At 67.7% G+C, this 14,344-nt stretch carries 14 protein-coding genes; 8 read left to right on the forward strand and 6 right to left on the reverse strand.

The annotated features are described in order from the left end of the window. Positions 1-46: 46 nt before the first annotated feature. The 4 genes from urtA to ACCD11_RS23600 all read right to left on the reverse strand — a co-directional run bounded on the left by urtA (position 47) and on the right by ACCD11_RS23600 (position 3,783). Positions 47-1,315, reverse strand: a complete 1,269-nt coding sequence (gene urtA, locus ACCD11_RS23585; protein ID WP_007837226.1) for an urea ABC transporter substrate-binding protein — start codon at positions 1,313-1,315, stop codon at positions 47-49. Between the two features lie 116 nt (positions 1,316-1,431). Further along, entirely contained in the window at positions 1,432-1,758 is a 327-nt protein-coding gene (locus tag ACCD11_RS23590; RefSeq protein WP_413315662.1) for a nucleotide pyrophosphohydrolase, read from the reverse strand. Positions 1,759-1,844: 86 nt separating this feature from the next. After that, positions 1,845-3,323 (reverse strand): MFS transporter, encoded by a 1,479-nt coding sequence (locus tag ACCD11_RS23595; RefSeq protein ID WP_413315663.1) that lies wholly within the window; start codon positions 3,321-3,323, stop codon positions 1,845-1,847. 73 nt (positions 3,324-3,396) lie between these two features. Beyond that, positions 3,397-3,783 (reverse strand): hypothetical protein, encoded by a 387-nt coding sequence (locus tag ACCD11_RS23600; RefSeq protein ID WP_007837222.1) that lies wholly within the window; start codon positions 3,781-3,783, stop codon positions 3,397-3,399. 116 nt (positions 3,784-3,899) lie between these two features. On the opposite strand from ACCD11_RS23600, the gene ACCD11_RS23605 reads away from it, so the two are divergent. Next, entirely contained in the window at positions 3,900-4,826 is a 927-nt protein-coding gene (locus tag ACCD11_RS23605) for an AraC family transcriptional regulator (protein ID WP_413315664.1), read from the forward strand. A gap of 23 nt (positions 4,827-4,849) precedes the next feature. Here ACCD11_RS23605 and ACCD11_RS23610 read toward each other — a convergent pair whose 3' ends face one another. Then, positions 4,850-5,890: an alpha/beta hydrolase family esterase gene (locus ACCD11_RS23610; protein WP_042674074.1), complete on the reverse strand. Its 1,041-nt coding sequence runs from the start codon at positions 5,888-5,890 to the stop codon at positions 4,850-4,852. 62 nt (positions 5,891-5,952) lie between these two features. Beyond that, positions 5,953-6,873 (reverse strand): polyphosphate kinase 2, encoded by a 921-nt coding sequence (gene ppk2, locus ACCD11_RS23615; protein ID WP_413315666.1) that lies wholly within the window; start codon positions 6,871-6,873, stop codon positions 5,953-5,955. A gap of 146 nt (positions 6,874-7,019) precedes the next feature. On the opposite strand from ppk2, the gene ACCD11_RS23620 reads away from it, so the two are divergent. From ACCD11_RS23620 to ACCD11_RS23650, 7 genes are all read left to right on the forward strand, one after another. Next, entirely contained in the window at positions 7,020-8,663 is a 1,644-nt protein-coding gene (locus ACCD11_RS23620) for an inorganic phosphate transporter (RefSeq protein ID WP_413315667.1), read from the forward strand. A gap of 9 nt (positions 8,664-8,672) precedes the next feature. Beyond that, the gene (locus ACCD11_RS23625; protein WP_007837212.1) at positions 8,673-9,716 is read left to right on the forward strand and encodes a transporter; all 1,044 of its coding nucleotides are present in this window, start codon (positions 8,673-8,675) and stop codon (positions 9,714-9,716) included. Between the two features lie 97 nt (positions 9,717-9,813). After that, entirely contained in the window at positions 9,814-10,671 is an 858-nt protein-coding gene (locus tag ACCD11_RS23630; RefSeq protein ID WP_056593640.1) for a 3',5'-nucleoside bisphosphate phosphatase, read from the forward strand. After that, the gene (locus tag ACCD11_RS23635) at positions 10,668-11,645 is read left to right on the forward strand and encodes a DMT family transporter (RefSeq protein ID WP_413315669.1); all 978 of its coding nucleotides are present in this window, start codon (positions 10,668-10,670) and stop codon (positions 11,643-11,645) included. The genes ACCD11_RS23630 and ACCD11_RS23635 overlap by 4 nt, the downstream gene beginning before the upstream one ends. Positions 11,646-11,663: 18 nt before the next feature. Further along, positions 11,664-12,299 (forward strand): L-threonylcarbamoyladenylate synthase, encoded by a 636-nt coding sequence (locus tag ACCD11_RS23640; RefSeq protein WP_413315671.1) that lies wholly within the window; start codon positions 11,664-11,666, stop codon positions 12,297-12,299. 40 nt (positions 12,300-12,339) lie between these two features. Continuing rightward, positions 12,340-12,996, forward strand: coding sequence for a site-2 protease family protein (locus ACCD11_RS23645; protein ID WP_413315672.1), 657 nt, complete (start codon positions 12,340-12,342; stop codon positions 12,994-12,996). Positions 12,997-13,008: 12 nt separating this feature from the next. Further along, positions 13,009-14,340 (forward strand): tryptophan--tRNA ligase, encoded by a 1,332-nt coding sequence (locus ACCD11_RS23650; RefSeq protein WP_413315673.1) that lies wholly within the window; start codon positions 13,009-13,011, stop codon positions 14,338-14,340. Positions 14,341-14,344 lie beyond the last annotated feature (4 nt).

Consider the following 14,344-nt stretch of genomic DNA (forward strand, 5'->3'; position numbering starts at 1 on the left):
GCCCCCATCCCTGCCCTCCCCCAGCGGGGGAGGGAGAAAAGCACACTTACAGCGACTTGCCAGCCGGCTGGTCCGGCTTCTTGTCGTTGCCTTCGATGTACGGACTCCACGGCTTGGCCTTGACCGGGCCCGGCGTCTTCCACACCACGTTGAACTGGCCATCGGCCTTGATCTCGCCGATGAACACGCTCTTGTGCAGGTGGTGGTTCTTCTCGTCCATCTTCGACACGATGCCCGAGGGGGCCGTGAAGGTCTGGCCGGCCATGGCGGCGATCACCTTGTCGGTGTCGGTCGACTTGGCCTTCTCGACCGCCTGCTTCCACATGTGGATGCCGATCCAGGTGGCTTCCATCGGGTCGTTGGTGAGCGGCTTGTCCTTGTGGCCGGCGATGTTCTTGGCCTTGGCGTACTCGCTCCACTGCTTGATGAAAGCCGTGTTGGTCGGGTTCTTGATCGACATGAAGTAGTTCCATGCGGCAAGGTGGCCCACCAGCGGCTTGGTGTCCACGCCGCGCAGCTCTTCTTCACCCACCGAGAAGGCAACCACGGGCACGTCCTTGGCCTTCAGGCCGGCGTTGCCGAGTTCCTTGTAGAAGGGCACGTTGGAGTCGCCGTTGATGGTCGAGACCACCGCCGTCTTGCCGCCGGCCGAGAACTTCTTGATGTCGGCAACGATGGTCTGGTAGTCGCTGTGGCCGAACGGCGTGTACTTCTCGTCGATGTCGGTGTCCTTCACGCCCTTGCTCTTCAGGTAGGCGCGCAGGATCTTGTTGGTGGTGCGGGGGTACACGTAGTCGGTGCCCAGCAGCACCCAGCGCTTGGCGCCGCCGCCTTCCTTGCTCATCAGGTAGTCGACGGCCGGGATGGCTTGCTGGTTGGGCGCGGCGCCCGTGTAGAACACGTTCTTCGAGAGCTCTTCACCCTCGTACTGCACGGGGTAGAACAGCAGCCCGTTCATTTCCTCGACCACCGGCAGCACCGACTTGCGCGACACCGAGGTCCAGCAGCCGAAGATCACCGACACCTTGTCCTGGCCGAGCAGCTGCTTGGTCTTTTCGGCGAACAGGGGCCAGTTGGAGGCCGGGTCGACCACCACGGGTTCGAGCTGCTTGCCCAGCACGCCGCCCTTCTTGTTGATGTCGTCGATGGCCATCAGAACGGTGTCCTTCAACACGGTTTCCGAGATGGCCATCGTGCCCGACAGCGAGTGCAGCACGCCGACCTTGATGGTGTCGGCGGCAAAGGCGGGCGCAGCAGAAATGCTGGCCAGCGCGACGGCGGCGGTGAGCGCCTTGAGTGTGAAACGACGTTGCATGTGGACTCCTGCTCCGGGGTTGGTTGACCTTGGCGCCAGCGCTGTGCTGGCGTGGGAGGGAGTTTGCGGAATGCACCAGGACGGGGAAATACGCCGGGTGGCGTACACGGAGGTACTCAGGCGGACGGCGGCGGTGCCGGGTGCTTCCGGGCGTTGACCAGCATCTTGCTTCTTGCCGCTTCCACCAGGTCGATGCCGAGCTTGTCGGCAAGCTGGAGCAGGTAGAGGAAGACGTCGGCAATCTCCGTGCCGATCTCGGCGCGCTTGTCGGCCGGCAGCGAGCGGCTCTGCGCTTCGGTGAGCCACTGGAAATGTTCGAGCAGCTCGGCGGCTTCGACCGAGAGCGCCGACGCGAGGTTCTTGGGGGAGTGGAACTGCTCCCAGTTACGGGCCTGGGCGAAGTCGCGCAAGGCTTGGGTGATTGAGGTCAGATCGGATTCCATGGCACACCAGTCGTCGGGCGGCGAGTGTGGCACGGCTCCAGGGAAGAAGCCCATCCGGGCATGCACATACCCGGATTGGGCAGGCGTCACAACCGGGGCGGCGAGGGCCGGGTGCCTCGCCAGTGGAACATCGCGACGAGAAGAGCCGACACCATCAGGTACACCAGCGCCACCCCGAACGCGCCCGAATACGCAGCGGTGTCCGTCGCATTCTCCAGCCTCCCATAGAACAGGATCCCGATCAACGCCACCCCCAGCGCATTGCTCGCCTGCTGCACCATCGACAGCACGCCCGAGGCCACGCCCGCATGCTGCGGCGGCAGGCCGGCCAGCACGGTGGACACCAGCGGCGCCATCACCATGCCGAGGCCTGCGCCCTGCACCAGCAGCAGCGGGACCATCCAGGCGACCACATGCGAGTGGCCCGCCCATCCCGCCACGTTGACGAACTGCAGCGCATGCCCCGCCGCCAGCACGAGGGCGCCGAGCGCGATGGGCGGCTTGCCGCCGAAACGCCGTGCGAGGCGCGCACCGGCCATCGACGTCGCGAAGAAACCGACCGCCAGCGAAGTGAAGACCATGCCCGACGCCAACGGGCCCAGCGCCAGGCCCTGCTGCAGGTACAGCGCCAGCACGAAGTACAGCGAGGCGTTGCCCACGTAGAAGGCCAGCGTGGTGAGCAGGCCCGTGACAAAGCGGCCGTTGGCCAGCAGCGCCGGCGCCACCAGCGGCGCACCGCCGCGCAGGGCGAGCCGGCGCTGCTGAAAAGCGAATGCGGCCAGCAAGGGCAGCGCGGCCGCAAGGCACAGCCAGCTCCACAGCGGCCAGCCTTGCTCGCGCCCTTCCACCAGCGGCAGCACCACGGCCACCGAGCCCGCGGCCGCCAGCAGCATGCCGGCGAGGTCGAGCCTGCTGTTGCCGTTGTTCGCCAGCGGCGGAATGACGCGCGGCGCGAGCACCCATGCCAGCAGCCCGATGGGCACGTTGATGAGGAAACAGCTGCGCCAGCCGAGCCCCGCCGGATCGGCGTGGATCAGCAGGCCGCCGACCAGTTGCCCGAGCGTGGCACCGAGCCCCAGCGTGAGCCCGTAGGCCGCGAAGGCGCGCGCCCGGCCTTCGCCGATGTAGGCCAGCCCGATCATCGCCAGCACCTGCGGCTGCAGCAGCGCCCCAGCCAGGCCCTGCAGCACGCGCGCGGCCACCAGCATCTCGGCATTCGGCGCGAAGCCGCAGGCCGCGGAGGCCAGCGTGAACAGCAGCAGGCCCAGCATGAACATGCGGCGCCTGCCGAACAGGTCGCCGAGCCGGCCGCCGGTGATCAGTCCCGCCGCGGTGGCCAGTCCGTAGCCCGCCACCACCAGCTGCAGGGTGCCGGCGCTCGCCAGCAGTTCGCGCTGCATCGACGGCAGCGCGACGTTGACGATGAAGAAATCCAGCACCACCAGGAAAGTGCCGCTGAGCATGACCCACAAGCCGAGCCGGCCGGGCCCGGTCGCGCCTGCGCTCTGCTGGCCGCCCGATGGAGAAAGCGATGCTGCCGAGGCAGCGATGTTCGACTGAGTCATGGTGGTAACCAGTGTTGGGAGAAAGGGGCGCGACGACAATGACCTGCGAGGTCATGGCCGATGCGCCGGCCGCTCAGACGGAAGGCGTCGGCAGGATGAATTGGTAATCGACGGCAATGCGGCCGTCCCCGGCCAGCACCAGGAACTGCAGCCCCAGCGCGGCCACCGGGCCGCCCGCGGCCGGGACCATGTGCCAATGGAACATCACCGCGTCGTGCAGGAACTGGGCATCGCCCGCGCAGACGAAGCGAAAGCCCGCATCGCGCACGTTCTTCTCGTGCGAGCCGGTGACGCGCCGATGCAGCGCCTCGTAGCCTTTGGCCTGCAGCGTGCGCACGTAGTGCTCGCCCTCGGGCACCCAGAGGCCGGCGATCGCAGTGCGGCGCGCGGTGGCATCGGGCTCGTTCCAGGCTGCGACGTAGCGCTCGGCGAGTTCGGCGGATTCATTGCGTTCATTCATGGTCTGCTCCGGTGTGCTGCAAGAGTGAAGCCGCAGTTTCGGCCTCGACTGCTGGACAGTGAATGCCTGAAAATCCACCCTTCTTGTCCATTCGTCCAACACCACAGGAGCCGCCCATGGACCCGCTCGACGATGTCTTTGCCGCGATGCGCGTGCGCAGCGCCTTGTATGCCCGCCTCGAGGCCGGCGCACCCTGGGGCCTGAGCCTGGCCGGCGGCGAGAGCGCGCGCTTCGGGCTCGTGGTGCGCGGCGGCTGCCTGCTCGAGGTCGAGGGCGTGGCGCAGCAGGTGGCGCTGGCGGCGGGCGACTGCTATGTGCTGGCGCACGGCACGCCCTACGTGCTGCGCGACCATCCGAACACGCCCACGGTGAGCTGCACCTCCGTCGTGCGCGACCGCATAGGCGGACTGGTGGAACTGGGCGGCACGGGCACCGCGGCCTCGGTGATCTGCGGCTGGTTTCACTTCGACCAGCGCGCCGCGCAGCCGCTGCTGGCGCTGTTGCCAGTGCTGCTGCACGTGAAGATGGAGCAGGCACGCGCCCTGGCGCTGCAGGGCACGCTGCAGCTGCTGGCCATGGAAACCGGCGAACCGGGTCTCGGCTCCAGCCTGCTCGTGAGCCGGTTGGCCGACATCGTGTTCGTGCAGGCGGTGCGCGCGCACGTCGCGGCGAATGGCGAATCGCAGACCGGCTGGCTGGCCGCGCTGGCCGACGCGCGCATCGGCCCGGCCCTGCGCGCCATGCACAAGGACATCGCACACGGCTGGACGGTGGAGGCGCTGGCCGGTGCCGCGAGCCTGTCGCGCTCCGCCTTCGCGCAGCGCTTTCGCGAGCGTGTGGGGCAGTCGCCGCTGGAGTACCTCACGCAATGGCGCATGTTCAAGGCCGGCAACATGCTCGGCCAGGGCGATGCCGCGGTGGGCGCGATCGCAAGCGCGGTGGGCTACGAATCGGAGGCCGCATTCAGCAAGGCCTTCAAGCGCGAGAAGGGCATTGCGCCCGGTGCGTGGCGGGCGGCCGCGCGCGAAGGCGCCACGGCATAGCGCCTCCTCTCTTCAGGCCTTCGCTACGGCACTGCGGCCTTGAACTGCGCCGCCGCGAACGCCCAGGCCATGCGCGTGGCATCGGGCCCCTCGGGGTCGCTGAACAGCAGCTTCGGCGCGCCGCCGCTCCACGAATGGCCCAGCCCCGCGATCTCGCACAGCGTGACGAGCGCGCGGCCCTTGCGCCTGAAGTCGGTCACGCGCATTGCGCGGCGCTTGCCGCGCTGCATGTCGCGCGGCAGTCCGGGCCGCGCGCCCACGGCCGTGGCCCACACCGCGGCGCTGCTGACGGCATTGCTCGGCGCGACCACCGCGTCGGCATCGCCGTGCAACACCAGCATCGGCGGCAAGGTGGTGAAGACGGCCGCGGCGCCCATCGCCTTGCCGACCGCCGTGGCAGGCATCGGCGGCACATTCTGTCCACGCATGGCGCCGAGGGCGGTGGCCGACGACTTCGCCGCGCCGGGCGCCACACCCGAATGCATGACGACGGCACGGAAGCGGTTCGGATAGCGCGTCGCAAGCAGGGCCGCCATGCTGGCGCCGGCCGAGAGACCGGCAAGCGCCACGCGGTCGCGGTCCACGGGATACAACATGCAGGCCTGGTCGATGGCGGCCATCAGCGTCGCGGCTTCGGCGTCGGCCTTGCCGGAGCGGCGCTCGTACCAGTTCCAGCAGCCCTGCGGGTGGGCGATCCGGTCCTGCTCGGGATAGAGCACCAGGAAACGCTGGCGCACGGCCAGCGCGTTCATGCGCGTGCTCGCGGCAAAGTCGCGCCCGGTCTGGCCACAGCCGTGCAGCATGACCATGAGCGGCAGTTTCTCGCCGGGCTGCAGTTGCAGGTCGGCCGGACGGAACAGGTGATAGCCGCGCGCGCCGCCCGGCCCCATCGCCATGCCGCTGAGCCAGTCGCCACGGCCTGGCGGCGGCTTGAGCCGCTTGGCGGTGGCGCGCTGCACCTGCCCCGCCACGCGCTTGCTGTTGCTCAACGTGAGCTTGGTGAGTGCCTTGAGGTTGCGCTCGTAGGCGCGGGCGAAGACGGAAGCGGTGGAACGACGGGCCATGGCGCGCAGTGTGAAGGCAAAGCGCCGGGCGGCCAAACGGCGGCCCCCCGCCATCCGGCGCCTCAGTAGATCTCCGGCACGATCATGTTGGCCGGCACGGGCTGGCGCAGGTAGTCCGCATGGCGCACGCGCTCCGGCAGCTCCACCGGCGGATGCGGCACCTCGTTGTAGGGCAGCTGGCCCAGCAGGTGGCTGATGCAGTTCAGCCGCGCCTTCTTCTTGTCGACCGCCTGCACCACCCACCACGGCGCCTCGGGGATGTGGGTGCGCTCCAGCATGATTTCCTTCGCCTTGGTGTATTCCTCCCAGCGGCGGCGGCTCTCGAGGTCCATCGGGCTCAGCTTCCATTGCTTGAGCGGATCGTGGATGCGGCCGAGAAAGCGCATGTGCTGCTCGTCGTCGGTGATGGAGAACCAGTACTTGATGAGCTTGATGCCCGAGCGCACCAGCATCTTCTCGAACTCGGGCACGGTGCGGAAGAACTCCTCGTACTCGTCGTCCGTGCAGAAGCCCATCACGCGCTCGACGCCGGCGCGGTTGTACCAACTGCGGTCGAACAGCACCATCTCGCCCGCGGCGGGCAGGTGCGCGGCGTAGCGCTGGAAGTACCACTGCGTGCGTTCGCGGTCGTTGGGCGCGGGCAATGCGGCGACACGGGCCACGCGCGGGTTCAGGCGCTGCGTGATGCGCTTGATGACGCCGCCCTTGCCCGCCGCATCGCGGCCTTCGAACAGGATGACGACCTTCTGCTTGCTGTGCTGCACCCAGTCCTGCAGCTTGACCAGTTCGCCCTGCAGGCGGAACAGCTCCTTGAAGTAGGCCTGGCGGGCAGCCTTGTCGGCGGACACGGCGGCTGACGGATCGAGGCCGTCGATGTTGCGGTCCTCGATCTCCAGTTCGAGCTCTTCGTCGTAGCTGTCGATCAGGTCGCGGGCGATGCGTTGCATCAGGTCTTCGTGGTCGGGAAGTGCGCTCGTCAGCATGGTGGGCAAGAAGAAGGTGAAAGGGTCGGAAAAAGCATGCTGCTCGCCCCATATGACGGCTGCGTGACGGCCCGAAGCCGATTGACACGCCGTTGTCACACGGCGCGAACACCATCCGAAGCCATTCCAACACCCCAGAATCGCCCATGAACACGCTCGCAGCCCCGCATGCCGAGTTGCCGTCCGCGTCCTCGGCGCACCGGCCCAGGCTCGACGCCAAGCCCGGCCCGCTCACGCTCATCACCTTCGTGGGCCTGCTGGCCGCCGGCCTGCTCTTCACGGCCTGGAGCCTGGTCGGAGACGTCACGGCCTCGGGCGCGCCGGTCACTACCTGGGTGCCCTACATCCTGCTGGGCGTGGCCTTGCTGATTGCACTGGGCTTCGAGTTCGTCAACGGCTTCCACGACACGGCCAACGCGGTGGCCACGGTGATCTACACGCACTCGCTGCCGCCCAACTTCGCGGTGGTGTGGTCGGGCTTCTTCAACTTCCTGGGCGTGCTGGTGTCCAGCGGCGCGGTGGCCTTCGGCATCATCGCGCTGCTGCCGGTGGAACTGATCCTGCAGGTGGGCTCGGGCGCGGGCTTCGCGATGGTGTTCGCGCTGCTGATCGCCGCCATCATCTGGAACCTGGGCACATGGTGGCTCGGGCTGCCGGCTTCTTCCTCGCACACCCTGATCGGCTCGATCATCGGCGTGGGCGTGGCCAATGCGCTGATGCATGGCCGCGACGGCACCAGCGGTGTCGACTGGGCGCAGGCCACCAAGGTGGGCTATTCGCTGCTGCTGTCGCCGATGGTCGGCTTCGGCTGCGCCGCCCTTCTGCTGCTGGCGCTGCGCGCCTTCGTGAAGAACCGCGCACTGTATGAAGAGCCCAAGGGCAGCGAGCCGCCGCCGTGGTGGATCCGCGGCCTGCTGATCCTGACCTGCACGGGCGTGTCGTTCGCGCACGGCTCCAACGACGGCCAGAAGGGCATGGGACTGATCATGCTGATCCTCGTGGGCACGGTGCCGATGGCCTATGCGCTGAACCGCGCGATGCCCGCCAACGAGACCGTGAAGTTCGTAGCAGTGGCCGAGATGGCGCAGAACGCGCTGAACCGCAGCGTGCCCGGTTCGCTGCCCGCGCAGCAGGCGGCGCCGCAACCCGCCGCTGCGCGCGAGACGCTTTCCACTTACGTGCGCACGCGCGAGTTCGGCCCCGCGGTGGTGCCCGCGCTGGCCGCGACCGCGGGCAGCATCGGCGAGCAGGTGCACAGGCACGGTTCGCTCGCAGCGGTGCCGGCCGAGGCCGTCGCCAACGTGCGCAACGACATGTACCTGGCCTCCGAAGCCATCCGCCACCTCGACAAGAGCGGCGCCGCCAGGTTCGACGGCGAGACGAAGCTGCGCGTGGGCGCGTTCCGCCAGGAGCTGGACGATGCGACACGCTTCATCCCGCTGTGGGTCAAGGTTGCGGTCGCCATCGCATTGGGGCTGGGCACGATGATCGGCTGGAAGCGCATCGTGGTCACGGTGGGCGAGAAGATCGGCAAGACGCACCTGAGCTACGCGCAAGGCGCCTCGGCCGAAGTGGTGGCGATGATCACCATCGGTGCGGCCGACATGTACGGGCTGCCGGTGTCGACCACGCACGTGCTGTCCTCCGGCGTGGCCGGCACCATGACGGCCAGCGGCTCGGGCCTGCAGATGTCCACGCTGCGCAACCTCGCGCTGGCCTGGGTGCTGACGCTGCCGGTGGCGATGCTGCTGTCGGGGTCGCTCTACTGGCTGTTCACCCGCATCTTCTGACCACGCATCTTGTCGGCACTCCATGACCTCGCCGCCCAGTCCTATGGCGGCGACGAAGCCGGGCTGATCTCCGGTTACCTCTTCGACGCCTCGGCAGCCGAGCCCGCGCGGGCCATCGACTCGGCGCAAGCCGCCGCATGGCTGGCCGAAGAGCGCGACCGTGAATGCACCGAGGAAAACCCCGCGTACGTCTGGCTCCATTTCAACCTGAGCCACGCGCATGCGGAGCGCTGGCTGTTGCGGCACGCGAACCTCTCCGACACTTTCTACGAGACGCTGCACGAAGGCCTGCCCTCCACGCGCATCGAGCGCGACGACGATTCGCTGATCGCCGTCATCAACGACGTGCATTTCGAGTTCAGCTTCGAGCCCTCGGACATCTCCACGCTGTGGATCAGCGTGGGCCCGCGCCTCGTGGTCACGGCGCGCACCAAGCCGCTGCGCTCGGTCGACACGCTGCGCACGGCCGTGAAGGCGGGCGACGCGCCGCGCTCGAGCACCGAGCTGCTCGAGCACCTGCTGCGTGCGCAGGCCGATGTGCTGGTGAAGATCGTGCGCGGCGTCACCTCGCGCATCGACCGCATCGAGGACGAGTTGCTCGCCGGCCGCCTCGACCACAAGCGCGCGCGGCTCGGCGTGCTGCGCCGGCTGCTGGTGCGGCTGCAGCGGCTGCTGGCGCCGGAGCCGGCCGCGCTGTTCCGCCTGCTGCAGGGGCCTCCGGGCTGGATGTCCGAGCCCGACGCGCAGGCGCTGCGCGGCTCGACCGAGGAGTTCTCGGTGGTGCTGCGCGACATGCAGGCGCTGCAGGAGCGCATCAAGCTGCTGCAGGAAGAGATCGCCGCCAACGTCAACGAGGACAACAACCGCAGCCTGTTCGTGCTGACGGTGGTCACGGTGCTGGCGCTGCCGATCAACATACTGGCGGGCCTGTTCGGCATGAACGTGGGCGGCATTCCGCTGGCGGACCACAAGCACGGCTTCTGGATCGTGGTGGCGATCGTCGCGAGCTTCACCGCGGTGGCGGCCTGGGCGGCTTTCCGCAAGAAGCGCTGAGCCCCATGCCACGGCGCAGTAATGCTATTTATTTAGTAGCGTCTCGCGCAGCATCCATGCGCCCGCATCGATGTTCCAGACCCCCTAGAATGGCGGGGTGTCCTCCATCCTCAATGCCGATCTTCACTGCCACTCCGTGGTCTCCGACGGCACGCTGACGCCCGAAGAACTGGCCGCGCGCGCAGCCGCCAACGGGGTCGAACTCTGGGCCCTCACCGACCACGACGAGGTCGGCGGCCAGCATCGCGCCGCCGCCGCGGCCCGTGCCAACGGCATGCGCTACCTCACCGGCACCGAGATCTCCGTGACCTTCGCGGGCGAAACGGTGCACATCGTCGGCCTGGGCTTCGATGCCGACGACGCGGCCATGTCGCAAGGCCTCTACGACACGCGCGGGGGCCGCGGCAAGCGCGCACAGGAAATGTCCGAGGGGCTGGCCAAGGTCGGCATCCACGGCGCGTACGAAGGTGCGCTCAAGTTCGTCGGCAACCCCGAACTCATTTCGCGCACGCACTTCGCGCGCTTCCTCGTCGAGAAGGGCCACTGCCGCGACACGCCCGAGGTGTTCCGCAAGTTCCTCACCGAAGGCAAGCCCGGCTACGTGCCGCACCGCTGGGCCACGCTGAAGGACGCGGTGCAATGGATCACCGGCGCCAAGGGCATGGCCGTGATCGCGCACCCGGGCCGCTACAAGTTCACGGCCAACGAGGAGTACGCGCTGTTCCTCGAATTCAAGGCGCACGGTGGCAAGGCGATCGAGGTCGTCACCGGCAGCCACACGCCGGCCGAGTTCGTCGAGTACGCCGACAAGGCGCTCGAGTTCGATTTCGCCGCCTCGCGCGGCAGCGATTTCCACAGCCCCGACGAGAGCCACTGCGACCTCGGCAAGCTGCCGCCGTTGCCCGGTGCGCTCACTCCTGTGTGGGAACTGCTCGGCGATCGCATCCAGCAGTGAGGCAGAGTTCCGGGCCCGGTATCGACAACGCGGCTACCGTTGCGCTGGCGAATGCGCGCGTGGCGCAGCAGCGCAGCCGCAGCAAGGAATCGGAACGCATCCTCGCGGGCATCGGCATGGTGCTGGTGTCGAGCGCCTGCTTCGCCACGCTCGACACCGCCACCAAGTTCTCGACCATCGGCGTGCCCATCTTGATGGCCGTCTGGTTTCGCTATGCCTTCCAGGCCGTGGCAACCACGGCGGTGCTGCTCCCGCTGCACGGCACGGCGCTGCTGCGCACGCGGCACCCGCGCTACCAGTTGCTGCGCGGCGCATTGCTGCTGGTGTCGAGCACGCTGGCCTTCCTGAGCCTGCGCTACATGCCGCTGGCCGAGTTCACTTCGATCGTGCTGATCGCGCCGCTGGTGATCACGCTGTTGGCGGCCACCGTGCTCAAGGAGCAGGTCTCGCCGCTGCGCTGGATGCTGGTGGCGGGCGGCTTCATCGGCACGCTCGTCATCCTGCGCCCGGGCGGCGAGGCCTTTGGCTGGGCGGTCCTGCTGCCCATCGGGCTGGTGCTGACCAACGCGTGGTTCCAGGTGCTCACCAGCAAACTGGCGCAGACCGAGAACCCGCTCACCATGCACTTCTACACGGGCTGGGTCGGCACGCTGCTCGCGTCGTTCGCGCTGCCTTTCGTATGGGCCGCCCTGCCTTCGTGGCAATGGTGGGCGCTGCTGTGCCTGATGGGCTTCATGGGCACGGTGGGCCACTTCATCCTGATCCTGGCTTACCAGCGCGCGCCGGCGTCCACGCTCACGCCGTACCTCTATGCCCAGATCGCCTTTGCCATGCTGGGCGGCTGGCTCGTTTTTTCACAGATGCCCGACCGCTATTCGCTCATCGGCATGGCGCTGATCGCGGTCTGCGGCGCGGCCGGTGCGTGGCTCACGGTGCGCGAGCGCCGCGTGCCCATCGAACCCGCCGAATCCTGATCAGGAGATCTTTCCCTCATGGCCCAGTACTTCGAAGTCCACCCCGAGAACCCGCAGCAGCGGCTGCTGAAGCAGGCCGCCACGCTGCTGGCGCGCGGCGAGATCGTGGCCGTGCCCACCGACTCCAGCTACGCGCTGGCCTGCCACCTCGACGACAAGGACGCGGTCGACCAGCTGCGCCGCATCCGCCAGGTCGACGAGAAGCACCACCTCACGCTACTGTGCCGCGACCTGAGCGAGCTGGCCAATTACGCGCGCGTCGACAACAAGCAGTACCGCCTGCTGAAGGCGGCCACGCCCGGCCCCTACACCTTCCTGCTCGAAGCGACCAAGGAAGTGCCGCGCCGCGTGAGCCATCCGCAGCGCAAGACCATCGGCCTGCGCGTGCCCGACCACAAGGTGCTGCTGGAGCTGCTGTCGCTGCACGGCGCGCCGCTGCTGGCCACCACGCTGATCGCTCCCGGCGAGACCGATGCGCTGAACGACGCGCAGACCATCCGCGAGCGCTTCGAGAAGCAGATCGCCGCGGTCATCGATGCCGGCGCCTGCCCTTCGCAACCGACCACCGTGGTCGACCTCACGCCCATGGGCACGGGCGACGACCCGGTCGTGGTGCGTCAGGGACGCGGTGCATTGGCCGTGCTCGGCCTCTGAAATCGGGCTGATAACCACTCCCATCTGACACAATCGCCCAGTGGATTCCAACCTGATACAGACCATCCTGATCTACGCGCTGCCGGTGATCTTCGCGATCACAGTGCACGAGGCGGCACACGGGTATGTGGCACGCCATTTCGGCGACAACACGGCCGAGGTCATGGGACGCGTCACCCTCAACCCGATGAAACACATCGATCCCATCGGGACCATCCTGATGCCGTTGATGCTGTACTTCGCGACCTCGGGCGCCTTCCTGTTCGGCTATGCCAAGCCGGTGCCGGTCGACTTCGGGCGGCTGCACCATCCGAAGCGCGACATGATCTGGGTGGCGCTGGCCGGGCCGATGTCGAACTTCATTCAGGCCTTGCTTTGGACGCTGGTTTGGGCGTCGCTCAAGCTTCTCGATATCGATGAGGAATTCTTTCGCGAGATGGCGGAAGCCGGCATCCGGGTCAATCTCGTCATGTGCGCCTTGAACCTGTTCCCGCTACCGCCGCTCGATGGTGGGCGCGTGCTCGCCGGCTTGCTGCCAAATGGGCCCGCACAGAATTTCCTGGCCCGCATTGAACCTTTTGGCTTCTTTATTGTGATGGGATTGATCATTGCAAGAATCCTGGACACCTTCTGGATGCGGCCATTGATGACCCTTGGCTACGACTTCATCAATCTCCTTCTTTCTCCGCTGCGTTAAGTTCTTCGTCAAATGGCCTCGTCTTCCAAAGCTTCCTTGCGCGTCCTGACCGGCATCACGCCCTCGGGCACGCCGCACCTCGGCAACTACGTCGGCTCGATCCGCCATTCGGTGCGGCAAAGCGTCGCGCCCGGCGTGCAGAGCTTCTTCTTCCTGGCCGACTACCACGCGCTCATCAAGGTGCAGGAGCCGGCGCTGATCCAGCGCTCCACCCTCGAGATTGCCGCCAGCTGGCTGGCCTGCGGGCTCGACCCCGAGCGCGTCACCTTCTACCGCCAGTCGGACATCGTCGAGATCCCCGAGCTGACCTGGTTCCTCACCTGCGTGACCGGCAAGGGCGTGCTCAACCGCGCGCATGCCTACAAGGCGCAGCTCGACAAGAACGTGGCCAAGGGCGAGGACCCCGACGCCGACGTGACGGCCGGCCTCTTCATGTACCCGGTGCTCATGGGCGCCGACATCCTGATGTTCAACGCCCACAAGGTGCCCGTGGGCCGCGACCAGGTGCAGCACATCGAGATGGCGCGCGACATGGCGCAGCGCTTCAACCACCAGTACGGCGAGCACTTCACGCTGCCCGAAGCCGAGATCGACGACGCGGTGGCCACCCTGCCCGGCCTCGACGGCCGCAAGATGAGCAAGAGCTACGGCAACACGATCCCGCTGTTCGCGCCGCGCGCGCAGCTGCAAAAGCAGATTGCCAGCATCGTGACCGACTCGCGCGCGCCCGGCGAGCCCAAGGACACCGAAGGCTCGGCACTGTTCCAGATCTACCAGGCCTTCGCCAGCGCCGAGGAAACCGAGACGCTGCGCAAGGCGTACGCCGACGGCATCGGCTGGGGCGACGCCAAGCAGTTGCTGTTCGAGCGCATCGACCAGGAAGTGGCGCCGCTGCGCGCACGCTACGACGCGCTCATGAACGACCCGGCCCAAATCGAGCGCATCCTGCTCTCCGGCGCCGCGAAGGCGCAGGCCCTGTCGAAGCCCTTCATGGCCAGCCTGCGCCATGCGGTCGGCCTGCGCAATCTCGCGGCCGGCAAGGACGCCGGGCAAGCCCGGGCGGCCAAGGTCGCGAAACCCAGTTTCAAGCAGTACCGCGAGAAGGCGGACGGGCTGTTCTATTTCAAGCTGTTGGATGCGCGCGGCGAAACCCTGCTGCAGAGCCGTGGATTCGCATCGCCGCAGGAAGCGGGCCGTACCATCGCGCTCTTGCAGACGCAGCGCGGCGAAGCGCTGGCCGCGCTGGCCGGCCAGCTGGACCCCATCGGAACAGAAGAAACACGCGCCGTCACCGAGGCGCTTGAGGCACTGGCGGAGGCAACACCCACGACCAGCGGGAGTTGATCCG

This window comes from Variovorax sp. Varisp36 (assembly GCF_047304235.1).
Classification (GTDB): domain Bacteria; phylum Pseudomonadota; class Gammaproteobacteria; order Burkholderiales; family Burkholderiaceae_C; genus Variovorax.

Excerpts from the sequence above, each read along its gene's own strand:
- ACCD11_RS23605 (WP_413315664.1), top strand. The coding sequence starts at position 3,900 with ATGGACCCGCTCGACGATGTCTTTGCCGCGATGCGCGTGCGCAGCGCC.
- ACCD11_RS23590 (WP_413315662.1), bottom strand. The coding sequence starts at position 1,758 with ATGGAATCCGATCTGACCTCAATCACCCAAGCCTTGCGCGACTTCGCC.
- ACCD11_RS23610 (WP_042674074.1), bottom strand. The coding sequence starts at position 5,890 with ATGGCCCGTCGTTCCACCGCTTCCGTCTTCGCCCGCGCCTACGAGCGC.
- ACCD11_RS23620 (WP_413315667.1), top strand. The coding sequence starts at position 7,020 with ATGAACACGCTCGCAGCCCCGCATGCCGAGTTGCCGTCCGCGTCCTCG.
- ACCD11_RS23650 (WP_413315673.1), top strand. The coding sequence starts at position 13,009 with ATGGCCTCGTCTTCCAAAGCTTCCTTGCGCGTCCTGACCGGCATCACG.
- ACCD11_RS23600 (WP_007837222.1), bottom strand. The coding sequence starts at position 3,783 with ATGAATGAACGCAATGAATCCGCCGAACTCGCCGAGCGCTACGTCGCA.
- ACCD11_RS23640 (WP_413315671.1), top strand. The coding sequence starts at position 11,664 with ATGGCCCAGTACTTCGAAGTCCACCCCGAGAACCCGCAGCAGCGGCTG.
- ppk2 (WP_413315666.1), bottom strand. The coding sequence starts at position 6,873 with ATGCTGACGAGCGCACTTCCCGACCACGAAGACCTGATGCAACGCATC.
- urtA (WP_007837226.1), bottom strand. The coding sequence starts at position 1,315 with ATGCAACGTCGTTTCACACTCAAGGCGCTCACCGCCGCCGTCGCGCTG.
- ACCD11_RS23595 (WP_413315663.1), bottom strand. The coding sequence starts at position 3,323 with ATGACTCAGTCGAACATCGCTGCCTCGGCAGCATCGCTTTCTCCATCG.